27 protein-coding genes are annotated in these 21,568 nt (G+C 56.3%); 13 read left to right on the forward strand and 14 right to left on the reverse strand.

Annotated elements, in window-relative coordinates; genetic code table 11:
• Positions 1-135 precede the first annotated feature (135 nt).
• Positions 136-1,131, forward strand: a complete 996-nt coding sequence (locus tag E2H98_RS12755) for a LysR substrate-binding domain-containing protein (protein ID WP_133588910.1) — start codon at positions 136-138, stop codon at positions 1,129-1,131.
• A 53-nt stretch (positions 1,132-1,184) separates the two neighbouring features.
• On the opposite strand, the gene E2H98_RS12760 is transcribed toward E2H98_RS12755, so the two are convergent.
• Together E2H98_RS12760 and E2H98_RS12765 are read right to left on the reverse strand one after the other, a co-directional pair.
• Positions 1,185-1,514 carry a YdbL family protein gene (locus tag E2H98_RS12760; protein WP_133588908.1) on the reverse strand — a complete coding sequence of 110 codons (330 nt, stop codon included), beginning with the start codon at positions 1,512-1,514 and terminating at the stop codon, positions 1,185-1,187.
• A gap of 9 nt (positions 1,515-1,523) precedes the next feature.
• Positions 1,524-1,703 (reverse strand): YnbE family lipoprotein, encoded by a 180-nt coding sequence (locus tag E2H98_RS12765; protein ID WP_133588906.1) that lies wholly within the window; start codon positions 1,701-1,703, stop codon positions 1,524-1,526.
• 38 nt (positions 1,704-1,741) lie between these two features.
• Between E2H98_RS12765 and E2H98_RS12770 the strand changes: the two genes are divergently transcribed.
• Complete coding sequence (locus E2H98_RS12770; RefSeq protein ID WP_133588904.1) at positions 1,742-2,428, forward strand: hypothetical protein; 687 nt, start codon at positions 1,742-1,744, stop codon at positions 2,426-2,428.
• Between the two features lie 3 nt (positions 2,429-2,431).
• Here E2H98_RS12770 and E2H98_RS12775 read toward each other — a convergent pair whose 3' ends face one another.
• Positions 2,432-3,202 carry an Mbeg1-like protein gene (locus tag E2H98_RS12775; protein WP_133588902.1) on the reverse strand — a complete coding sequence of 257 codons (771 nt, stop codon included), beginning with the start codon at positions 3,200-3,202 and terminating at the stop codon, positions 2,432-2,434.
• Between the two features lie 257 nt (positions 3,203-3,459).
• Between E2H98_RS12775 and groES the strand changes: the two genes are divergently transcribed.
• Together groES and groL are read left to right on the forward strand one after the other, a co-directional pair.
• Positions 3,460-3,747 (forward strand): co-chaperone GroES, encoded by a 288-nt coding sequence (groES, locus tag E2H98_RS12780; RefSeq protein ID WP_133588900.1) that lies wholly within the window; start codon positions 3,460-3,462, stop codon positions 3,745-3,747.
• Between the two features lie 53 nt (positions 3,748-3,800).
• A complete protein-coding gene (gene groL, locus E2H98_RS12785) occupies positions 3,801-5,432 on the forward strand; it encodes a chaperonin GroEL (protein ID WP_133588898.1) in 1,632 nt (543 codons plus the stop codon).
• A gap of 62 nt (positions 5,433-5,494) precedes the next feature.
• On the opposite strand, the gene E2H98_RS12790 is transcribed toward groL, so the two are convergent.
• A complete protein-coding gene (locus tag E2H98_RS12790) occupies positions 5,495-7,171 on the reverse strand; it encodes a sensor histidine kinase (protein ID WP_133588895.1) in 1,677 nt (558 codons plus the stop codon).
• Between the two features lie 75 nt (positions 7,172-7,246).
• On the opposite strand from E2H98_RS12790, the gene E2H98_RS12795 reads away from it, so the two are divergent.
• Complete coding sequence (locus E2H98_RS12795; RefSeq protein ID WP_133588893.1) at positions 7,247-7,867, forward strand: glutathione S-transferase family protein; 621 nt, start codon at positions 7,247-7,249, stop codon at positions 7,865-7,867.
• A 1-nt stretch (position 7,868) separates the two neighbouring features.
• On the opposite strand, the gene E2H98_RS12800 is transcribed toward E2H98_RS12795, so the two are convergent.
• Positions 7,869-8,150, reverse strand: a complete 282-nt coding sequence (locus E2H98_RS12800; protein ID WP_133588891.1) for a hypothetical protein — start codon at positions 8,148-8,150, stop codon at positions 7,869-7,871.
• A gap of 22 nt (positions 8,151-8,172) precedes the next feature.
• Here E2H98_RS12800 and E2H98_RS12805 point away from each other — a divergent pair, with 22 nt between their 5' ends.
• Complete coding sequence (locus tag E2H98_RS12805; RefSeq protein ID WP_133588889.1) at positions 8,173-8,901, forward strand: helix-turn-helix domain-containing protein; 729 nt, start codon at positions 8,173-8,175, stop codon at positions 8,899-8,901.
• 8 nt (positions 8,902-8,909) lie between these two features.
• Here the strand turns inward: E2H98_RS12805 and E2H98_RS12810 are convergent, their stop codons facing one another.
• The 7 genes from E2H98_RS12810 to E2H98_RS12840 form a co-directional block, all read right to left on the reverse strand.
• On the reverse strand, positions 8,910-9,281 hold the full coding sequence (locus tag E2H98_RS12810) for a hypothetical protein (RefSeq protein WP_133588887.1): 372 nt from the start codon (positions 9,279-9,281) through the stop codon (positions 8,910-8,912).
• Positions 9,282-9,287: 6 nt separating this feature from the next.
• The gene (locus tag E2H98_RS12815) at positions 9,288-9,446 is read right to left on the reverse strand and encodes a hypothetical protein (RefSeq protein ID WP_157591379.1); all 159 of its coding nucleotides are present in this window, start codon (positions 9,444-9,446) and stop codon (positions 9,288-9,290) included.
• Positions 9,447-9,449: 3 nt separating this feature from the next.
• Positions 9,450-9,653 (reverse strand): hypothetical protein, encoded by a 204-nt coding sequence (locus E2H98_RS12820; protein WP_198325118.1) that lies wholly within the window; start codon positions 9,651-9,653, stop codon positions 9,450-9,452.
• A gap of 100 nt (positions 9,654-9,753) precedes the next feature.
• Positions 9,754-10,767, reverse strand: a complete 1,014-nt coding sequence (locus E2H98_RS12825) for a M23 family metallopeptidase (protein WP_133588885.1) — start codon at positions 10,765-10,767, stop codon at positions 9,754-9,756.
• A 30-nt stretch (positions 10,768-10,797) separates the two neighbouring features.
• A complete protein-coding gene (locus E2H98_RS12830) occupies positions 10,798-11,118 on the reverse strand; it encodes a winged helix-turn-helix domain-containing protein (protein WP_133588883.1) in 321 nt (106 codons plus the stop codon).
• The gene (locus E2H98_RS12835; RefSeq protein WP_133588881.1) at positions 11,115-11,783 is read right to left on the reverse strand and encodes a hypothetical protein; all 669 of its coding nucleotides are present in this window, start codon (positions 11,781-11,783) and stop codon (positions 11,115-11,117) included. Before E2H98_RS12835 ends, E2H98_RS12830 begins: the two co-directional genes overlap by 4 nt.
• 84 nt (positions 11,784-11,867) lie before the next feature.
• A complete protein-coding gene (locus E2H98_RS12840) occupies positions 11,868-13,019 on the reverse strand; it encodes a PilT/PilU family type 4a pilus ATPase (RefSeq protein WP_133588879.1) in 1,152 nt (383 codons plus the stop codon).
• A 371-nt stretch (positions 13,020-13,390) separates the two neighbouring features.
• On the opposite strand from E2H98_RS12840, the gene E2H98_RS12845 reads away from it, so the two are divergent.
• From E2H98_RS12845 to E2H98_RS12855, 3 genes are all read left to right on the forward strand, one after another.
• Positions 13,391-13,990, forward strand: a complete 600-nt coding sequence (locus E2H98_RS12845) for a GNAT family N-acyltransferase (protein ID WP_133588877.1) — start codon at positions 13,391-13,393, stop codon at positions 13,988-13,990.
• Positions 13,991-14,086: 96 nt separating this feature from the next.
• Positions 14,087-15,757: a DNA repair protein RecN gene (gene recN, locus E2H98_RS12850; RefSeq protein WP_133588876.1), complete on the forward strand. Its 1,671-nt coding sequence runs from the start codon at positions 14,087-14,089 to the stop codon at positions 15,755-15,757.
• 9 nt (positions 15,758-15,766) lie between these two features.
• Positions 15,767-16,009 carry a hypothetical protein gene (locus tag E2H98_RS12855; RefSeq protein WP_133588874.1) on the forward strand — a complete coding sequence of 81 codons (243 nt, stop codon included), beginning with the start codon at positions 15,767-15,769 and terminating at the stop codon, positions 16,007-16,009.
• Between the two features lie 6 nt (positions 16,010-16,015).
• On the opposite strand, the gene E2H98_RS12860 is transcribed toward E2H98_RS12855, so the two are convergent.
• Both E2H98_RS12860 and E2H98_RS12865 read right to left on the reverse strand, forming a co-directional pair.
• A complete protein-coding gene (locus E2H98_RS12860) occupies positions 16,016-16,777 on the reverse strand; it encodes a class I SAM-dependent methyltransferase (RefSeq protein ID WP_133588872.1) in 762 nt (253 codons plus the stop codon).
• An 80-nt stretch (positions 16,778-16,857) separates the two neighbouring features.
• Positions 16,858-17,529 (reverse strand): ComF family protein, encoded by a 672-nt coding sequence (locus E2H98_RS12865; RefSeq protein WP_133588869.1) that lies wholly within the window; start codon positions 17,527-17,529, stop codon positions 16,858-16,860.
• A 114-nt stretch (positions 17,530-17,643) separates the two neighbouring features.
• Here E2H98_RS12865 and bioB point away from each other — a divergent pair, with 114 nt between their 5' ends.
• The 4 genes from bioB to bioC are packed head-to-tail and all read left to right on the forward strand — an operon-like array spanning position 17,644 to position 21,568.
• Complete coding sequence (bioB, locus tag E2H98_RS12870; protein WP_198325318.1) at positions 17,644-18,705, forward strand: biotin synthase BioB; 1,062 nt, start codon at positions 17,644-17,646, stop codon at positions 18,703-18,705.
• 24 nt (positions 18,706-18,729) lie between these two features.
• Positions 18,730-19,902, forward strand: a complete 1,173-nt coding sequence (gene bioF, locus E2H98_RS12875) for an 8-amino-7-oxononanoate synthase (protein ID WP_133588867.1) — start codon at positions 18,730-18,732, stop codon at positions 19,900-19,902.
• A complete protein-coding gene (bioH, locus tag E2H98_RS12880) occupies positions 19,899-20,669 on the forward strand; it encodes a pimeloyl-ACP methyl ester esterase BioH (RefSeq protein ID WP_133588865.1) in 771 nt (256 codons plus the stop codon). The genes bioF and bioH overlap by 4 nt, the downstream gene beginning before the upstream one ends.
• Positions 20,666-21,568 (forward strand): malonyl-ACP O-methyltransferase BioC, encoded by a 903-nt coding sequence (gene bioC, locus E2H98_RS12885; RefSeq protein ID WP_133588863.1) that lies wholly within the window; start codon positions 20,666-20,668, stop codon positions 21,566-21,568. The genes bioH and bioC overlap by 4 nt, the downstream gene beginning before the upstream one ends.

Here is a 21,568-nt window from a genome sequence, read left to right on the forward strand (position 1 = left end):
CTTTACCCCCCAACTTTTGGAGCCAATGCCAATGAACACCAAACCGTATCTCTGCTTTAAGAAATGTGCCGTCAAGATCACCAAGATGAGCCGCATTGCTGAGCAGAGCCGATCGCTAAGGGAGAGAGAGTTATCATGACACTGCAACAATTACGCTACTTAATCGCTATTGCCGATTCCAGCCTGAACATCACGATGGCTGCCGAGCGGGTCTATGCCACCCAGCCCGGAATCTCGAAACAACTGAAACAACTCGAAGACGAACTTGGCCTGCGCATTTTCACCCGCAAAGGCAAGAGCCTCGACAGCATTACCCCGGCTGGTGAGAAGATCATCGAACGCGCCCGCATCATTCTGCGCGAGGCCGGCAACATCAAAGCTTTGGCCGCCGATTCCCGTGCTGACGCCAAAGGCGCGATAACCATCGCCACCACCCATACCCAAGCCCGATTTGTGCTGCCCGGCACCTTGGCCAAATTCCGCAGCCGCTACCCGGATGTGTCGCTACACATCGCCCAGGAAAGTGACGCCGATATCGTCGCGAAAGTGAAAAGCGGTGCCGTCGAATTTGGTTTTTCGTCGAGCAGTGGCGCGACCCCGGAAGGCTTGATTGCCCTGCCAGCCTATCGTTGGCGCCGAGTCGTGCTGGTCCCGAAAGACCATCCGTTGGTGCAGCTGAAACGCGCACTGACTCTGGCCGACTTGGCCAAATATTCCTTGATTAGTTACGACTCTTCGCTGAACGGCGAATCGTCACTGACTCGCGCCTTCCGCGAGCAGGAACTGGAACCACGTTTTGCCTGCACTGCACGCGATGCCGATGTGATCAAAACCTATGTCCGTGCCGGCATGGGCGTCGGTATTCTGGCCGAAATGGCCATTACCCCGGCTGACCGTGAAGATCTGGCGGTGCTGACGGCACCAGCGGCGATTCCAACCTGCGTCACCTGGATTCTGCTCCGCCACAACACACTGCTGCGCCGCTATGCGCGTCAGTTGATGGAATGGTTGGTACCACATGTCGCGCATCATGAAATCGAAAACATCATTTCCGGCAAGCAGACGGTGCACAGCGTGCTGGAACGCGCACCACTGTGGACCAGCAGTGAGAAAGTCAGCATTGCGGCGTGATTTTGTCAGCAAAAACAAAGGCGCCGTACGGCGCCTTTGTTTTTCAGTGACGATTATTTCCTCACCCATTTGCCATTACTGTCTTGCAGGTAATGGCCGGACTCGGTGCGTTCATACGCTTCTTTGGCGAACACCTTCGCTGCCTCATCCAGAGAGACGCCGGTTTTCGCGGCGATTTGCGCAAAATGGGCTTTGCGCTGCTCGTTGACCGAGTTGACCATTTGTTGCACATCACTAGGCGGATTCGGCACCACGATACCGAGATAACCATTGTTCTGTTCGCCAACCAAACCGCTGGCTTTCGCCGACTTCAAATCGGCAGCGAAAACGCTGCTGGCCAGCAAGGTCAGCGCGATAAATAAGGCATGCATCATCGTTTTCATCGTGCGCTCCTAGAATAAACCTTTGTTCTCGTCGAACAGTTTTTCCACTTCTTTTTCGACCTTGACCAGAATCTCATGCTTGATGTTGACATTCATGTTGATCTCGATCGGTTTGTCCGGCGCTTCAATCCGCACCGTTGGTGTGCAGGCGCAGGCCAGCAACGGCAATAACAGCAACACGCGCGACATAGGGTTTCTCCTTACTGTGTAGCGGCAGTGTAGTCGAAATGTCTGAAGGCTGGCTGAACATTTGGCGCGGCTATCGCATTGGTTTTTTGCTGATATCCCGAGGCGGCATATCGGCATGGAGGTGCAGCATTTCCGTCATCACTACAGCTTTGCCGATACTGCGCATTTTCAATGCCATCCTCAATACCGACATGACTATCGATACGCAGTTCGCTTGGCTGGTTGTCGTCGGCCTGCTTGCCCGGCTGCTGGATAATGGCCAGGGGCAGCGCTTGGGTTTGCTGACGATCAGCGGTGTGTGGTCGTTTGGCTCATCGCTCTGGCTGGCGATTGCGGTGGCGCATCTGGGCCAGAGTTATCGCGGTGCCAAAGCCTTGCTGGTTGCTGAGCGCGATTCGAAAACTCTAGTGAGCAATGAAGCACCAATGCCGCGCTGGCAGCAGTGGTTGGCACCACTACTGTATTTGTCGGGTGTCAGCACTTATTCGAGCATGGTTCGATCGCCCTGGCGCTGGCTATTCGGTTTGCTGTCGTTGTCGATCGCGACAGTCGCCTTGCTGATCTGGGGTTGGCGGGCCGGGCAGCCGATGCTGGCGTTTGGCTTAGGGGCGTTGATCGCATCGCCGTTTGTGTTGCCGGTCCGACATTATTTGCCGGAACGCGCCTCAGTGATTTTGGCCTTGTTGTTGGTAGCTGCAGCGCTGCTCTGGCGCATCCTACGCTGAACGTTAGCGGCTAAGCGGATCGATGTCGCAGTTGAGCACCAAGGTTTGCGCGTACTCGTCATTGTTCAGTGCCGCCAGCATCAATAAGCCCTTGGCCAGCACTTCCGATTTATGGCCATCGCGTTTGACGAAATCGAATTTCCAGAACACCGCATCCGGCACCTGCATCAGCAAGCGTCGACCATAATGCAGCGGATCGTCGTACTCCCAATAGACCACCCGACGGTTTTTCACCGGTTTGACCGGGCTACGGGTAATCGGGCTCGGGTTGAAGGCGTAGGCGGAAACCCGTTCCATCTGCATCGAGACATGCAGCGCCAGACCACCACCGAGCGAGTGGCCGGTCACAACCAGCGGCAAGCCGGCATACTGGCGGCGAATTTCGGTGGCAATTGCCAGCGCTTGCTGATATTGAGTGCCGGTAATGGCGCCATGCCACCAGTCAATTAACTCGTCAGTGCCACGAAAAGCCAGCGCCAGCCGCTTCACCTGGCCGTTTTCCTGCCAACCGAACAGTTCGTACTGCAGGCCAATTTGCCGCTGTTCACTGCTTTGTTTCAAACTCTGCCAGCCGGCCGGCAACTGGAATCGCATACCAGCGGTGGCGTAGGCATTGTTGGCCAACAGCGCATAGGGAGCGCCTTCTATGGCGGCAAACTGATGAGCCTCGCTGTAAGCCTGACGCAGGTACTGAGGGTCGCAGCCGCGGACCGACGCCGACAATTCGACGCTGAAACCGGCGACAAACACAAAAAATAGGAAACGCAACAACATTGAGGTGATAAACCGACGTAGAACTAACAACAGCCGGTCCAGCCGGCGGCCGCGCAGTCTGCCTGAAGGATAAAAATTAGGCAATTTCTTGGTGCGGGCCTTGGGTCCGCCAAGCAAAGCGCGTAAAATTTTTAGCACTCCGCCCTCTTGAGTGCTAATCCAGCACCCCCATATAGGGTGGCCTATAGCTTCAGTGCCGGGCCGTTCCGCGGCCCGGCGATCATTCGACACAGCGTTTATTTCGAGGAGAAAACGCAATGAACCTACGTCCGTTGCACGACCGCGTCGTCGTCCGTCGTTTAGAAGAGGAGCGCGTCTCCGCCGGCGGTATCGTCATTCCTGACCACGCCGCAGAAAAACCCAGCAAAGGTGAAGTCCTGGCTGTTGGCCCGGGCAAGCGCTTGGACAATGGTGAAGTCGCTTCCTTGAGCGTCAAGGTCGGCGACAAGGTGCTGTTCGGCAAATACAGCGGCACCGAAGTGAAAGTCGACGGCAAAGAGCTGGTCGTACTGCGCGAAGAAGATCTGTTTGCCGTGATCGGTTAATCCGCACGTCAACCTGAACCCATACTGACGAATCAATAAAGAGGAATTTCAACATGGCAGCTAAAGACGTACGCTTCGGCGACGACGCCCGCGCCAAGATGCTGGCCGGCGTTAATGTTCTGGCCAACGCGGTAAAAGTCACCCTGGGCCCGAAAGGCCGCAACGTAGTGCTGGACAAGAGCTTCGGCGCTCCGACCATCACCAAAGACGGTGTTTCCGTCGCCAAAGAAATCGAACTGGAAAACAAGTTCGAAAACATGGGCGCGCAAATGGTCAAGGAAGTCGCTTCTCAGACTTCCGATGTCGCCGGTGACGGCACCACGACCGCCACCGTGCTGGCGCAAGCCATTCTGACTGAAGGCATGAAGCTGGTTGCCGCCGGCATGAACCCGATGGATCTGAAGCGCGGTATCGACAAGGCTTCCGGCGTTATCGTTGAAGAGCTGAAGAAAATCTCCAAGCCATGCTCCGATGACAAATCGATCGCCCAGGTTGGCACTATCTCTGCCAACAGCGACGAGCAAATCGGTCGCATCATTGCCGACGCGATGAAGAAAGTCGGTAAAGAAGGCGTCATCACTGTAGAAGAAGGTTCGGGTCTCGAGAACGAACTGAACGTGGTTGAAGGTATGCAGTTCGACCGCGGCTACCTGTCGCCGTACTTCATCAACAAGCAAGACACGATGAGCGCCGAGCTGGAAAACCCGTTCGTGCTGTTGGTCGACAAGAAAATCTCCAACATCCGCGATCTGTTGCCGGTGCTGGAAGGCGTTGCCAAAGCTGGCAAGCCGCTGCTGATCATCGCTGAAGATGTTGAAGGCGAAGCGCTGGCCACCCTGGTCGTCAACACTCTGCGCGGTATTGTCAAAGTCGCTGCCGTCAAAGCCCCAGGCTTCGGCGATCGCCGCAAAGCCATGCTGGAAGACATCGCTGTATTGACCGGCGGTACCGTCATTTCCGAAGAAATCGGTCTGACCCTGGAAAAAGCCACGCTGAACGATCTGGGTCAAGCCAAGCGCGTGCAAATCACCAAAGAAAACACCACGATCATCGATGGTGCCGGTGACAGCAAAACCATCGAAGCCCGCGTCAAGCAAATCCGCGCCCAAATCGAAGAAACTTCTTCCGATTACGATCGCGAAAAACTGCAAGAGCGCGTGGCCAAACTGGCTGGCGGTGTTGCCGTGATCAAAGTCGGTGCCGCTACCGAAGTGGAAATGAAAGAGAAGAAAGCCCGCGTTGAAGACGCGCTGCACGCCACCCGTGCTGCCGTTGAAGAAGGCATCGTCCCTGGCGGCGGTGTTGCGCTGGTGCGTGCCCTGAACGCGCTGGAAGGCTTGAAAGGTATCAACTCCGATCAAGACGCCGGTATCGGCCTGTTGAAGCGTGCGGTTACTGCGCCGTTGCGTCAAATCGTGACCAACGCCGGCGAAGAAGCCAGTGTCGTGCTGGACAAAGTCGTTGGTGGCAAAGGTAACTTCGGTTACAACGCTGCCACTGGTGAGTACGGCGACATGGTCGAGTTCGGTATTCTGGATCCGACCAAAGTCACTCGCAGCGCGCTGCAAAACGCTGCCTCGGTTGCTGGCCTGATGCTGACCACTGAAGCCATGGTTTCCGAGCTGCCGAAGAAAGAAGCCGCTCCGGCCATGCCGCCTGGCGGTATGGGTGGCATGGATTTCTAATCCAGGCATTTCCGAACCAACAAAAAACCCGCTTCGGCGGGTTTTTTGTTGCCCAAGAAATTTCAGTTCTGCGCGGGCAGCGTGAAATAAATACTGGTTTGTTGCTCCGGTTTCGATTCGATCCAGCAGCGGCCGCCGTGTCGCTCAATCACACGGCGAACAATCGCCAGCCCGATACCGCGGCCGCCAAATCGATCTTCGGCATTGACCTGATTGAACGGTTGGAACAGGCGATTGATTTCAGCCGGTTGAATGCCTTCGCCGTTGTCGCGAACAAAGAATGCCGCCGTGTCGGTGCTGAAGTCGACGCCAAAAGCGAACTCGGCGACCAATCGGTGTGCGGTGTACTTGAAGCCGTTGTCGAACAATTCATCGAGCACGATGCGCATCAATTCCGGATCAGCCCAGACCATCAGTTCCGGCGTGCAGCGCAGTTGTGACTCCGCCTCGGGGTATCGTTTTTTGACAGCCAAGTAGCTGGCTGAAGCGATGGCCGACAGGTTGATTACCTTGGGTTTCAGCGCGCTGCGACCAATGCGCGAAAATTTCAGCAAGTCGTCCATCAGCTTACCGAGCTTGTCTGCTGTTTCGGCAATGCGGGTCAACGCTGTGCGTGCCTCATTGTTGATTTGCTCGCCCAATTCTTCCAGCGCAATATGCGGATACGAGCGCAAATGACGCAGCGGTGCACGAAAATCATGAGCAAGAATATAGGTCAGATGGGTCAGCTCTTCGTCCATGTGTTTGGCATGCAGTTGTTCCTGGCGCCAACGCTGCTGAAACAGTTCTGCCTGTTGTTGTTTTTGTATGTAAAGCCGTTGCCAGTAACGGGCAATGGCGAAAATGGCCAATGCCAGCAGCAAGCCTAGCAGCGGCTCGAACCACAGATGCCAAGCGGAAATGTTGAAGGCATCATCGGTGGAGATGGCCACCATCATCCAGTTCAGGCCACCAACGAGAAAGGCGTACTCGCTTTTATAGCGCGCCTCACGCATCAGTCGCGGCCATTCTGATGACGCTGGTACCTGTGCTCTGGTGCGGGCCGGAAAACTCTGCATCAACTGTCGTTGATCATCGAACAGCAGATAGTCGATACCAACCCGCGGCAAAGGTTGCCGGGCGATGGCGAAACTTTTGCCGATATCGATGCGCATGTGCACGACAGAAAGCAACGCGGTCGAGTGACGTTGTTCTGCCAGATAGAACACCGGTAAAAATAAATCCAGCGCGCGCTCGCTGGATTCGCCATCGCTGGCGGGCAGAATGCGCAGACGCTGATCGCGTTCGTCGTAGAAATTCAGTCGGCTCATATCGAGTACCGGCGCATCCGAGTGCTCGACATCTGTGATGACCGGTTGGCCGCGTTGGCGACTGATTTGCACCAGTTGCTCGGTGCGCTGGGCGCTATAGACATCGCTGACCGACAGCGTGCGAATTTCCGGATAGCGTTCCAACAGATTGTTGCCGAATTGCTCGACCACCGAACGGTCGACACGCGGCACTGCTTGCAGCAAGGTACGATAATCCTTTAGTGCATCGGTTAGCATGTCCAGGCGCTGGTCGAGCACGTATAGCCGCTCTTGCACGGCGAAACTGAATTCGCGCTGCCCCGGTTGCTTGGCGTTGAGCCAATGATTGATGCCGTTGACAATGCTGAGCAACAGCACGACGCCTGCCACGATCGCCGGTAGCCAACGATGATGCAGTAATTTGATTACAATCGCAGAGTTCAATCGCATGGCGGCTCGACAGTCGTCAGAAGCTTTCGCTTTCTTTTAATCCAATCGAGTATAGGCCATAGGGGAGGGTCAACCATGATTGACTTATACAGTGCCGCCACACCAAACGGGCACAAGATTTCCATCGCACTGGAGGAGATGGGCCTGCCGTACGCCCTGCATCCGATCAACCTGTCGGCCAATGAACAAAAGCAGCCGTGGTTTCTGGCCATCAATCCGAATGGCCGCATCCCGGCCATTGTCGATCGTGACAACGATAACTTCGCTGTGTTTGAAAGTGGCGCGATTCTGATCTATCTGGCCGAGAAAACCGGCAAGCTACTACCGCGCGAACCAAAAGCGCGCTCGCGAGCGCTGCAATGGCTGATGTTCCAGATGGGCGGCGTCGGCCCGATGCAGGGCCAGTATCACCATTTCAAGCATTACGCCCCGCAGCGTGTTGATTACGGTATCCGTCGCTACCATGCCGAAACGGCAAGGCTCTATGGCGTACTGAATGAGCAGTTGAATCGCAGCCGTTACCTGGCGGGAAACGAGCTGAGCATTGCCGATATCGCCACCTTTCCCTGGGTCAATCTGGCCGAGCGAGCCGGCCAGGATCTGAACCAGTTTCCCGCTTTGCGTCGTTGGGTAAGCGAACTGGCGGCACGGCCAGCCTTCGTCAAAGGACTGCAAACCCCGCCGCGTAACGCCTGAATCATTTGTTTTTCATCCGCAGCGCCTGCAGTAGCGCCGACAGCTTACGGTTCAGGAAACGAAGACCGATGATGATCAGCGCGGCCAGTATCAGCACTTCAGGCAAGGAATTGCCGAAGCCTGAGTCGGCGGCTTCGGCAGCAAGTGGACTCGTCAGCATCAGTGCAGTGAAGCGTTTCATCGTTTCAACTTCCGGTTGGCCGGCACATGCCGGCCGATGCACTGTGCTGAGCTGGAACACCGTCTGCAACGAAATCGTGAAAAGTCGCGCATAATGGCTCATCAGGTATCACCAGGTAATACCAATGAGCGAAACTCCGGGGTTGATGACGGCACTGAAGCAACAGCTGAAAGCGGCTGGCATCAGTTATAAACAGGTGGCTGAGGCATTGGCGCTGTCGGAAGCCAGTATCAAGCGGCTGATGAACAGCGGCGAGCTCAGTCTGAACCGCTTGAACCACATCACTGCGCTATGCGGGTTAGAGCTGAGCGAGCTGGTGCAACTGGCCGAACGTCAGCGCTTACAGCTTTCGTCCTTGAGCCGCGAGCAGGAACAGGAACTGGTCGCCGATGAAAAACGACTGTTGGTCACCTATCTGTTGCTGAACGATTGGCAACCGGCACTGATCCAGCAGGATTATCAATTCGACTGGCCGGAACTGATTCGCCACCTGGCTGCGCTCGACCGGATGCAGCTGATTGATTTATTACCGGGCAATCGGGTGCGACTGCGCGCCGCTCGCGACTTTGCCTGGTTGCCGGACGGGCCGATCCAACAATATTTCGATCAGCATGTGCGTGAGCCGTTTTTTGCCGGCGATTTCCAGCCGGAGGGGTTTCTCCGTTTTATGCCGGCAATGGTCAGCAAAAGCAGCGCCGAGAAAGTGCGTGAGCGGCTGGCGAAAACCGCCAGGGAGATAGCCGAGCTGGTGCGCGCCGATGCGGCACAGCCGACCGCGCAACGCGAAGGCTGCTCGGTGCTGTTGGCCTTTCGGGGATGGGCGTTTCCGGCGTTTGATCGCTATCGGCGTTGATAATGGCTTTAACGAGCCTTTCGTTGAAACGCCTGTCCTTTGGGTAGAGCGGCGCCACAATAAAAACAATACGGATGGCGATCACTGAGTTTGTGCCGGCATTGCTGACAATGTTGCGAAGTCGCCGTGGATTTGCCGTCTCGAACACCATCCCGTAAATCGATTTCTTCCATTTTCTCCATCAGCAACTGATTGCTGAAGTCCTGTTGCCTGGACAGTAGTTCCCACATTGCCTGACAGGTCAACGCCAACGCCTCGACCCGTTGCTCCAGTTGTTCAATCTGGGAACTAGCGGACAGTGCAGTGTATTTGGCATCAATGGCGTTTTCACGCGCGCGGTCAATTTGAAAGTGCTGAATGAAATCCCACAAATCAGCCATTGCTAGTTACTCGTCATCAGCAGTACGTCGAAGCATACGCGACCACAGCCACACTTCAAACAGCGCCGTTGCCGCGACCAGAATCATGGTTGCACGATAGCTGCCGAGCAAGTAGAACAAAAACGCCCAGGCCAGCAGGCCAGAACTGAACAGCCAGCGACGCATAGTTCAACTCCTGGCTCCGAGCAATCGTGCTGGTAGCATAAATAGCGCTTTGACAAACGACAGGATGCCTTCCAGTGCCCAGAAGGCCAGCCGAAATGGCAACAACAACAGCCAGATCACCGGCAACAACACCAAGGCCAGAATAGCGACCGGCCAGCAGATTGCTGCCAGCAACAACCACACCAACACTGTCAAAATAAAGCTCATTGTCGTTCTCCTGCTTGGCGTTGCACCATGAGGTCATTATTGCCATCAAAGCGCGAGCTTGTGCGACAAACTGTAAACGGCTGTGTGCATTGAAACATTTTCACGGTGCGTTAGCGTTGTGGATGATCTGTCCGCGTGTTGGCTCGCCTCGTTCGATGAGTGCGCCGTCGGCTTGGTACTGCTGAAACTGCGCTGGCAAGCCATCGCCTTCGCCGAAGCGTTTGCCGGTTTGCAAATGAAAATGCAGGTGCGGTTCCGAGGTGTTACCGCTGTTGCCGCAAAGGCCGAGTGTGTCGCCTTGCTTCACCTGGTCGCCAACTTTGACGCGCAGGCTAAGTTGCTGGAAATGCGCCAGCAGCGCGTATTCGCCGTTGCCAAGATCGAGAATCAGGTGATTGCCGGCCGGATTGGCGCGGTCCATTGAGCCGATGGCTTGATCCGGCAAGTCATCAACGGCATGGATGACGACCGCATCGGCCGGGCTCAAAATCGGTTTACCCCAACAGTAATAATCGCTGAGCTGCAGACCGTTGTTCTGGTGACTCTTGCCATCGCGGTGGACGACAAAATCGTACGCAAAACGCTGGTTCCTGTTCGCCGCATGGTAGTTCTGCTTCAGATCGCGACCACCCCAGAACACGAACCATTCACCATCAAACGGCAGACGCATATCGGCCTTGGTTTGGTAATTCAGGTGAGCACTATCAGCAGGGCGCATCGACATCGCCTGTGGCTTGACTAAAAGCCCTGCCACTTTGCCCAGCGGGTCAAACACCAGCTGCGTCAGCACCGGAATGGCGGTTGTGGAAAAGCTCATGTAACGCTGGTAAACCCAGAAGCCCTGGTTTTGTTCGACCGTTTCACTGAGCAACTCCAGTGGCTCACCGAGATCGGCACGAATGCGGCGGCTAAATTCATTCAGCGCTGCTTCACTGCCGAGCGCTTTTTGCATCGTTGGCGTCATCTGCTGCCAAAGTTCCTTCCCCTGCTGTTGTTGCAGTTGCTCGGCGAAATGACGACCACGGGTCTTTGCCGTTTCGGCAGTCAGTTGGCAAGCCATGGACGTGGCGCTGGCCAGCAGGCAAATCAATGCCAGGTAAATCGTTTTCAACATAAGACGTTCCTTCGATGGTTTATTCAGGGGTTAGCTGTTTTGCATGAATTGCAGCAGTTGCTGCCGGTATTGATTCAAGGACGCGCGGCCACTATCGGTCAGGCGAATCGAGGTCAGCGGTCGTTTGCCGCGAAAGCGCTTGTCGATCTCGATAAACCCTGCCGCCTCCAGTTTCGATAAATGACTGGACAGGTTGCCCTTGCTCAGCCGACAAGCCGCTTCCAGAAACGAAAACTCGACCCACTCCGCTTCGGAAAGCACGGTCAGAATGGCTAGCCTTGAGGGCTCATGAATCAAGCGATCCAGCTGCAGCAGCGCATCAAGCGCCTGCTCTGGGGGCGGTTGGCTCATTGCTCAGCCCCGAACAATGATTGGCGCAGCCGCAGAAACTCTCTGTGCTCGCGCACACCGAGCAAAATCGCCAGCAGGCCGGCAAACAGCAGGTAGGCGCCGAGCCAGTCCGATTGGTAATGACCACCGCCGAGAAACACCGCCGACTGGCAAATCATCGAGACGCCAACAATGAAGTCGCTGGATGACCAGAGCCAGCGCCAGACGACGAACGGCATCAGCGCGACGACCAGCAAATATCCCCAACCACCAATGGTGATGCCGGACAGGCCTTTACCAATCAGCACCGATATGATGATGACCAGCGACACCAACGCGACAAACGCGGTAAATCCGATATGCCAGCGCCGTTCACTGTCGCTGACGCGTTGCTCGACCCGGCCATGACGCTGGTAATAAAACCGGGTCAGCAATTCTTTGCTGAGCAGCCAGACAAATGGAGCGTTGGCGAGCGCTATGCGCAGCGGCCAGTTCAACTCCAGCGCCAGCCCGAGCAGAAAAATGCCGATGCACAGGACTCCGCCTAATACCGATGACAGGCCGCCGGCGCTGCGGGAAAAGCGGGCGTAGCGTCGGGTCAGCTCGGCCAGCGTCGGCACGGATGCTGATTTCTCGCCAGCGGGCGCTTCACTGAATTTCAGGGGGTCGGTAACGGGTCTCATCATGGGCTCCTTGATGTATGTGCAAATTAGTTTGCAATACAAACCATGTGGGCGCAAGGGGTTTCGAATATGGATTGCTCAGGTGTGCTAGCGCTCGAGATCGGGATCTATCGGCAGGCTTAACGGCGACTGCGGGGCGCTTTCGCTGGTCCGATCGATATCGCTGCCTTCAACGGTGCGGCCTTCGGCCAGCGTAATACGCAGGCGCAGATTGTTTTTCGAATCAGCGTTTTTCAGCGCTTCGTCGAGGCTGATGCGGCCGGCCCGGTAGAGTTGGAACAGCGAGGCATCGAACGTCTGCATGCCGAGGTTCTCGCTTTTTTCCATGACTTCCTTGATTGAGCTGACCTCGCCACGCTTGATCAAGTCCTGCACCAGCGGTGTTACCAGCAGGATTTCCAAGGCCAGCGCCCGACTGCCATCGATGGCCGGGATCAGCCGCTGTGAGATGACGCCACGCAGATTCAACGACAGATCCAGCAGGGCCTGTTGCTGACGGTCATCGGGAAAGAAGCTCAGAATCCGTTCGATGGTCTGGTTGGCGTTGGTCGCGTGTAGCGTCGATAGGCATAAATGGCCGGTTTCGGCGTAAGCGAGTGCATACTCCATGGTTTCCCGGTGACGAATTTCACCGAGCATGATCATGTCCGGCGCCTGGCGCAGCGCATTGCTCAAGGCGTCCTCGTAGCAGAGCGTATCCATGCCGATTTCGCGCTGGTTGACGACGCAGTGCTTGTGCCGATGCAGGAACTCGACCGGGTCTTCGACGGTGATGATATGGCCGGCCGAATGTTCGTTGCGATAATCGATCAGCGAGGCCATCGTCGTCGATTTACCGGAGCCAGTGGCGCCGACAACCAGAATCAGGCCGCGTTTTTGCAGCGCCAGCTTGGTCAGAATTTCCGGCAGGCCAAGGCTCTGCCAGTTCGGGATTTCGGTTTTGATCGCGCGTACGACCATCGCCACTTCGTTGCGCTGGCGGAACAGATTGACCCGGAATCGGCCAACGCCCGGTTCGCTCCAGGCGATGTTCAGTTCCGGCTTTTGCTCGAATTGCTGGCGTTGGGCTTCGCTCAGCAGGCCAAACGCCAGCTCCCGGACCCGGCCATTGGCCAGCGGTGTCGGCTCCAGCGGCGCCATTCGGCCATGCACTTTCAGGCTCGCCGGCGCGCCGGTCGACAGGTACAAGTCGGAACCGTCCTGTTCAACCATGCGTTGCAAGTATTGGGAAAATTCCATAGTGAACCTGGGGTAATTGAATGACACAAAATCTGGTGGCGAACGATAAAACCGCACACAAGCCTCGCCGTGAAATTGGCAAAAAAACGCTGCACGTCCTGCGCAAATTTTCGTCGGCAACATTACTCAACAACGAATTGCGCAAACGTCGAACAACAAAATCAGTATAGGTCAGTCGATCATTTTCCGATCTTGTGGGTGACGTCACATTTTGGTTTTATTGATTTGCTAGTTTGCGTCCATGGACTGATTTTCTGCGTGGCAAGGCCACGACGGAAAACTCAATAGTCCGCAAACCTGTTTCGCTCATGGATGGATGGGCAGGTATTTGAATTTGACCTAGCGACAGGTTTTCTTGGGGGTAGTTCGACATGTCGAACATTGAGGTTGTGCTGGCGACAACGCCAGCACAGCGGCGCGACCATCACGCGCTGCGCTATCAGGTTTACTGCGAGCGGCGCGGCTTTGAGGCCGGCAGCACGCTCGGTGAAGAACACGATGAATTCGATCTCCATGCCGTCCCATTCGTTGCCTACGATCGTCAAAGCGGCCTGCCATGCGGCGCCTTGCGCCTGGTGCGCGGTAACCCGCTGCTGCCGGCGGCCAGCGTTACGGCGCTGAATCAATCGCGCTTGAATGAACTCGGTGCTTCGGTCATGGAACTGTCGCGGCTGTGCCTGCGTCACCCGAATGGATCGGTGCGCGGCGACTGGTATCAGGGCTCCGACATCATGCTGGCGATGATTTACGCGGCCTGGCGCTACAGCGTCAAACAGAACGTCAGCCACTGGCTGTGCCTGATCACGCCAGCCATGGAGCGGATGCTCGGTCGCTTGTCGGTGCCGTTCGAGGCCGTTGGTGACATCTGCCAATTCCGCGGTACCCGCCGGCCATTGATTACCGAAGTCGGCACGATGGTGCGCGCTGCGTCGGCCCGTTGCCCACGCGTTGAGCGTTTGGTTGCCGCGTAATTTCACTTTTGGGGTCTAGCTGCTAAGGAAGGCGGCTGACAAGGACGGTTAACCCTTTGTACACTACCGGCCATTCTGCCCGCGGCCGGCCCTTCTATGCTGCTCTCCCTGACTATCCAGAACTTTGCGCTGATCGAACGCCTGACGCTCGACTGGCATAAAGGCATGACCGTGTTGACCGGCGAAACCGGCGCCGGCAAGTCGATTCTGATCGACGCGCTGGGTTTGAGCCTCGGCGACCGGGCCGACAGTAACGTCATTCGCGATGGCGCTGATCAAGCCGATATCTCCGCCAGTTTCCAACTGGCGCCGAAAAGCGAAGCCGCCGCTTGGCTGCGTGAGCAGGAAATCCATGTCGACGACGAGCTGATTCTGCGTCGGGTGATCAACAAGGACGGCCGCTCACGGGCGTTCATCAACGGCACGCCCTGCACGCTGACGCAATTGCGCGACCTTGGCGCGATGCTGGTCGAAATCCACGGCCAACACGAACATCAACGGCTGCTGCAAGCCAGCCATCAACGCGATGTGCTCGATCGTTTCGCTGGTCTGGATGCCGCTGTGCAAAACGTTCGTCAGCAGTACAAAACCTGGCTGCAATGCAAAAACGAATGGCAGAGCCTGCAAGGCGACGATGGTGATCGCACCGCTCGGGTCGATTTGCTGCGTTTTCAGATTGGCGAGCTGGAGCAGGCCGGTGTTGCCAACATTGACATCAACGAATTGGAAGCGCGCCACACGCGCGCTGCCCATGGCGCCGAAATGCGCCAGCTCGCAGAGCAAATCGCCGAGGCGCTCGATGACGATGAGCATGGCGCCACTGCACGCCTGTCGCAGGCGCTGGAATTGATGCATCGTCTGCATCATCTCGACCCGTCGCTGAACGCGACGCAAAGCAGTTTGATCGATGTGCAGGCGACGCTGTCCGATCTGGCGCATGACATGCACGGCTACGCCGAGCGCATCGATATCGACGAAGAAAACCTCGCTGAACTCGAACAACTGTTAACGGTGCTGCATGCGCTGGCGCGCAAACACCGGGTTGATATGCCGGCGTTACCGGCGCATCTGGAGTCGCTGCAAGCGCAGCTGAACGCACTCGATAATTCGGCGGCGCGCGTCGCTGAACTGGAACAGCGTTTACGCAAAACTCAGCAAGCCTGGCAGCATGCCGCTGAACAGTTGAGCGAGCAGCGCAAGAAAGGCGCCAAGAAACTGGAAAAAGCCGTGCAGGATTACATGGCTCAGCTGGGCATGAAAGGCGGCAAATTCGTCGTCGATTTGGCCGCACGCGAAGAAGGTCAGCCGCACCCGGACGGGCAGGAAAAAATCGAATTTCTGGTTAGCGCCAATGCCGGTCAAAGCCCGAAGCCGCTGGCGAAAGTCGCCTCCGGTGGTGAACTGTCGCGCATCAGTCTGGCAATACAAGTGCTGGTCAGCCTCGGTAGCGATACGCCTTGCATGGTGTTCGATGAAGTCGATGTCGGCGTCGGCGGTGCCACCGCTGAAATCGTCGGCCGTTTGCTGCGTCAGTTGGCGCGTAATGCGCAAGTCTTGTGCGTGACTCACCAACCGCAAGTGGCCTCGCTCGGCCATCAGCATTATCAAGTCGCGAAAGCCAGCAAAGGCAAACAAACGACAACGGCCATCACGGCCTTGCTGGATGACGCCCGCGTTGATGAAATCGCCCGTATGGTCGGTGGTGCTACGATCACCGACACCACCCGTCAGCATGCGAAAGAAATGCTGGCGTTGGCCGAACAATAAGCGCTGACCATGTTTTTCACTCAACCCAATTTCATTCTGGCCGGCGTGTTGTTATTCGCGTTCTACACGATGGGCAAGGAAGAAGCCAAACATGGCCGTCGCGATCTGGGCATGATCTGGGCGCTGTTTTCCGCGATTGTTTCCGGCATCGTCATCGGCGTATTCGCCGGTGATTGGTTGCCGGTGTTGTTGGCTCAGGTCGGTTTATTTTTTGCGATTGCTGTTGTCCGACTATTGATGGAAAAACGCTGAATCGTTTCAACTTCCGGCTTTTTTCATCCGCCACAAAAACCGGTCAGTCTGATAGCGGATACGCGGTTCAAAACTCGACATATCGCGATTGTCATTGCTGTTACGCAAGGCATCCGATTGTGCGTCCAGCACAAACCCAGCCTGCTGCAAATCCTTCATCAGGAATTGTTCATCGATGCGATGCAGGCTCTGTGTCGCGCTAACGCCGGTGCCGGGACGGGCACTGTGATCGATAACGATCAAACGGCCATTCGGTTTCAGCGCCCGATGCAGGGTTTGATAAAACTTCTTCACATTCATTTCCGGCCAACCATTGGTCGGGTCGGCGTAGTACAAATCATGGAACGCCATGCTGGCGATGATCAAATCATAGTGCTTGGCCGGCAATGACAAGTCATCGACTTCGGTATCGAGCCGGCGCACATTCGGCAGCGCATTGTCAGCCAATCTGCTGCGGATTTGATCTCCAACCCAATTCAAATACGGCTGATTGTTGAAGGCATCGACGCGGCCTTTTTCGCCGACGACATGAGCCAACAATTCGCTGTAATAACCCCCACCAGCAAACACATCGAGCACCACTTCGCCAGGTTGCACCTCGGCGAACTGCAACACGGTCAATGGATGACGATGCATATCAGCGCGCCGATCAGCTTCGCTGCGATGGCTGTGGGCAATGGCGTTTCGGTAATCGGCTTCGGCTGCCGCGGAAAATCCGGTAGCCGACATCGTTGACAAAGCAAACAGTGCCGCAGCAAACAATCGCATCGTGAATCCCTCGTGTGTTTGTAATGGTTTGACGCAGTATACAAATCCGTTTGCCAGCAACTTTGGCAGTATTACCGGCGCTAACGGGTAATACTGCCGGTCGCCCGCGCCAGCGCCCAGACATCGACACGCTCGACACCAGCGGCGCGCAGGCAACGAGCCAGCGTCAGCACGGTAGCGCCGGTGGTGACGACATCATCGAATAGCGCGATATGGCGTGGTAGTGCTTGGCCGGTGCAGGCAAATGCCTGGCGCATATTGCGTCGGCGCTGCAGCGCGCTCAGACCGATTTGATCCGGCGTATCGATTCGGCGTTCGACCAGATCCAATCTGATCGGCACGCCGCGTGCCGTAGCCAGCGGCTTGATCAATTCCAGTGCCTGATTGAAGCCGCGCTGACGCAGACGTCGGCGATGCAGCGGCACCGGCACAATGGCGTCCGGCATATTGGCAATGCGCAGTTCCTGGGCCAGCCAGCGGCCAAGGTACTGGCCGACGGTCAAATCGGCGCGGAACTTGAAACGGGTGATCAGCTGATCGATAGGCGCCCGGTATTCGAACAGGCAATGGCTACGAATGACCGGCAGCCGGCCGCGGGCACAGCGGCCACAAAACGGCGCGCCGGCAGGTAAGGGCAGGGCGCAAGCCTGACAAGCCGGCCCCAGGCGTGGCAGCTCCTTGGTGCAATGGCGGCAAATTCCATCATCGCGGTCGGCAAAACAGCCACAGCTGACACAGAGACTGCGCAACATCGACAATCCTTATCTTTTTATACCCTGTAAACCTTATCGCCATCAGAAAGTTGACAGCCGGCCATGGCTGGTTATCATGCCGCCTCTCCACTGCGCAACGGAAACCCAGCCACCATGGCCTTGCTCGACACCCTGATCACCGCCAAAACCCGTCACGACTGGACGCTGGCTGAAGTAGAGCAGATCTTCTCATTGCCATTCAATGATCTGCTGTTCGCCGCGATGAACGTGCATCGCCGCCATTTCCCGGCCAATCAGGTGCAGACCTCGACGCTGCTGTCGATCAAGACCGGGGCTTGTCCGGAAGACTGTGCCTATTGTCCGCAGAGTGGCCATTACAACACCGGCCTTAGCAAGGAACAGTTGCTGGCGCTGGAAGAAGTAATCGCCAATGCGCAAAAAGCCAAAGACGCTGGCGCCACCCGTTTCTGCATGGGCGCGGCCTGGCGCAGCCCGCGTGACAAGGATCTGCCGGTGGTGCTGGCGATGGTGCGCGCGGTCAAAGACTTAGGCATGGAAACCTGCGTGACGCTAGGCATGCTGAACAAAGATCAGGCGCTGGCGCTGAAAGAGGCCGGGCTTGATTACTACAACCATAACCTCGACACCTCGCCGGAGTATTACGGCCAGATCATCACCACCCGCACCTATGATGACCGTCTGAACACGCTGCAGCATGTGCGCGATGCCGGCATCAATGTCTGCGCCGGTGGCATTGTCGGCATGGGTGAGACGCGTAATGATCGTCTCGGTCTGTTGCAGCAATTGGCGAACTTGCCGGAACACCCGCAGTCGGTGCCGATCAACATGTTGGTCGCGGTTAAAGGCACGCCGCTGGAAAACACCGACAAGCTCGACTGGCTGGAATTCGTCCGCACCATCGCCACCGCCCGCATCATGATGCCGGAAAGCTATGTGCGCTTGAGCGCTGGCCGCGAGGAAATGAGCGAGGAAATGCAGGCGCTTTGTTTCAGTGCTGGCGCCAACAGTATTTTCTACGGTGAAAAACTGCTGACCACCGGCAACCCGGATGTCGAGCGCGATATGGCCTTGTTCGCCAAGCTCGGCATTCAGCCTGAGCGTCGCGACATCCACGAAAGCGAATTGGAAGACGTTCGCGTTCCGGTCACTGCGGAAGCCTCGCCGCTTTATTACGACGCCACCGCTCGTCACTAAGCACGACACCGACGGTTGGCCGCGATGACGGCGCTAAACACTTTTCTATCGCAAGCGCTGCAGGAACGCGCGGCAAACAATTTGCTGCGCGTGCGTCAGCAGGTCGATTCGCCTTGCGGCGTCACGCTGCAGTGGCAGGGCAAGTCGCTGCTGAATTTTTGTAGCAATGATTATCTTGGCCATGCCAATCATCCGTTGGTGAAAAAAGCTTTTGTTGATGCCTCCGAAACCTGGGGTGTTGGCAGTGGCGCCTCGCATTTAATCAGCGGTCATAGCCGCGAGCATCAGGCACTCGAAGACGAGCTGGCAGCGATGCTCGGTGTCGAAGCGGCACTGGTGTTCTCAACTGGTTTTATGGCCAACACCGGCATTATCTCAGCGCTAATGTCAGCGCCGGATGCGGTGTTTGAAGATCGCCTGAATCACGCTTCGTTGCTTGATGGTGGCCTGCAATCCGGTGCTCGCTTTAGTCGCTATGCGCACAATGATATCGATGCGCTAAGCAGCAAACTGGCGCGCGTTGAAGCACGGCACAAACTGATCGTCAGCGATGCCGTATTCAGTATGGATGGCGATATCGCGCCACTGCCGGAATTGCTTGCTTGCGCCGAACAACATGATGCCTGGCTGATGATCGACGATGCCCATGGTTTCGGCGTGCTCGGCGAAAAGGGGTTAGGCGCGCCGGAGCATTTTGCTATAGCGCATAAACGCATGCCGATTTACATGGCAACGCTCGGCAAAGCCATCGGTACGTTTGGTGCGTTTGTCGCCGGTTCACGCGAGTTGATTGATTATCTCGTGCAGTTTGCCCGGCCGTATGTCTACACGACGGCGATGCCGGCGGCGATTGCTGCCGCGACACGTGCCAGTTTGTCACTGCTGCAAACCGAAAGTTGGCGGCGCGAAAAATTGCATGAGTTGATAGCTCATTTTCGTCGGTGTGGCGAACAAGCTGGTTTGTCGTTGATGCCATCGATTACCCCGATACAACCGCTACTGGTCGGCGATAGCGAAAAAGCGCTGCGCTTGAGTGCGGCCTTGCGGGAAAAAGGTTTCTGGATTTCCGCGATTCGGCCGCCAACCGTGCCCGAGAACAGCGCCCGTTTACGTATCACGTTATCGGCCGAACATCGTGTCGAACAAATTGATGCGCTGGTCGATGCCTTGCATGAATTATTGAGTAGTGAAACATGACATTGAAGCCGTATGTCGAAACCGAAGGCCAGGGGCCGGATCTGGTGCTGCTGCATGGCTGGGGCCTGCATGCCGGTTTGTTCGATTTGATCCGCGTACCCTTGACCAAAAACTACCGCGTACATTTTGTCGATCTGCCCGGTTTCGGCCGCAGTCCGGTTGCCGCCGGCGATTACTCGCTCGATTACTTGCGCGATCAGGTGCTGAGTATTGCGCCGGATAACGCCCACTACGTTGGTTGGTCGCTGGGCGGCATGGTCGCTACGGCGATCGCACTTGATTATCCTCAACGCGTTAAATCACTGGTCACCGTTTGCAGCAATCCGCGTTTTCTGCAAGAAGACAGCTGGCCGCATGCGATGCGCGATACCGTCATGGAAAATTTTCAGCAATTTTTAACCGAAGATTACGAAGCGACACTGATTCGCTTTCTGGCGATTTCGACAATGGGTTCAGAAACCCAGAAAGAAGACATGCGCTACTTCAAGGAGCGGGTATTCATTCACGGCCTGCCGGCACCACAGGCTTTGCGCGGCGGTTTGCAATTGCTGAAAGCCGTTGATTTGCGTCCGCGCCTGAAAGAATTGGCAATGCCGTTTTATCGTGCATATGGTCGACTCGATGGCCTGGTGCCAGCAAAAGTCGCTGACGATGTCCAACAACTGGCGCCAAACAGTGAGCATTACGTATTCCACAAATCCAGCCACGCGCCATTTTTGTCGCATCGGCAGGAATTTCTCGATGTGTTGAACCGGTGGCTGGCATGAGCGATTTCAACCGCGAAGACAAATACGCGATCGCCAAACAGGATGTCGCGCAGGCGTTCAGTGCAGCGGCCAAAGCCTACGATGAACACGCGTTTCTGCAGCGTGAGATCGCCGATCGATTGATGGAGCGGCTTGATTTGATCAAGTTGGAGCCGAAATTGATTGTCGATGTCGGCAGCGGCACCGGCTACTGCACCCGTGCTTTGCAAACGCGTTACAAGAAAGCCAGCGTCTATGGTGTCGATATCGCGCCGGGCATGGTCGAGTACGCCAATAAAAAACGCGGTTGGTTTGCCAAGGAAAAGTATCTGTGCGCCGATGCCCGACAATTGCCGTTCGAGCATCAATCCGTCGATCTGATTTTCTCCAGCTTGGCACTGCAGTGGACCGATGATATCGACAATGTGTTCGCCGAATTCCAGCGCGTGCTGAAACCGGAAGGGCTGTTGCTGTTCAGCACCTTCGGACCGGATACCTTGAAAGAATTACGTCATGCCTGGAGTACCGTTGATGACCGGGTACACGTCAACCGTTTTATGGATATGCACGATGTCGGCGACGCGCTGGTGCGCAATTTTTTCGCCGACCCGGTCATGGACATGGAAATGCTGACGCTGACCTATCGCGACATTATGCAGTTGATGCGCGAGTTGAAAGGCATTGGTGCCAATAATCGCAACGCTGGCCGTTCGCATAGCCTGACGACGCCAAAACAGTTACGGCAAATGATGAGTGCTTACGAACAAGCCTTTCGCCGTGAAGATCAGACATTACCGGTCAGCTACGAAGTGGTTTACGGTCACGCCTGGGGTACCGAGTTGAAAGCGCGACAAACGGCGCCGCAGGAATTCGCGATGCCGGTCTCGCAAATTCCGATTCGTCGCGCCAAACCGGAATAA

The sequence above is a fragment of the Permianibacter aggregans genome (assembly GCF_009756665.1).
In the GTDB taxonomy this organism is placed as follows: Bacteria; Pseudomonadota; Gammaproteobacteria; order Enterobacterales; family Permianibacteraceae; genus Permianibacter; species Permianibacter aggregans.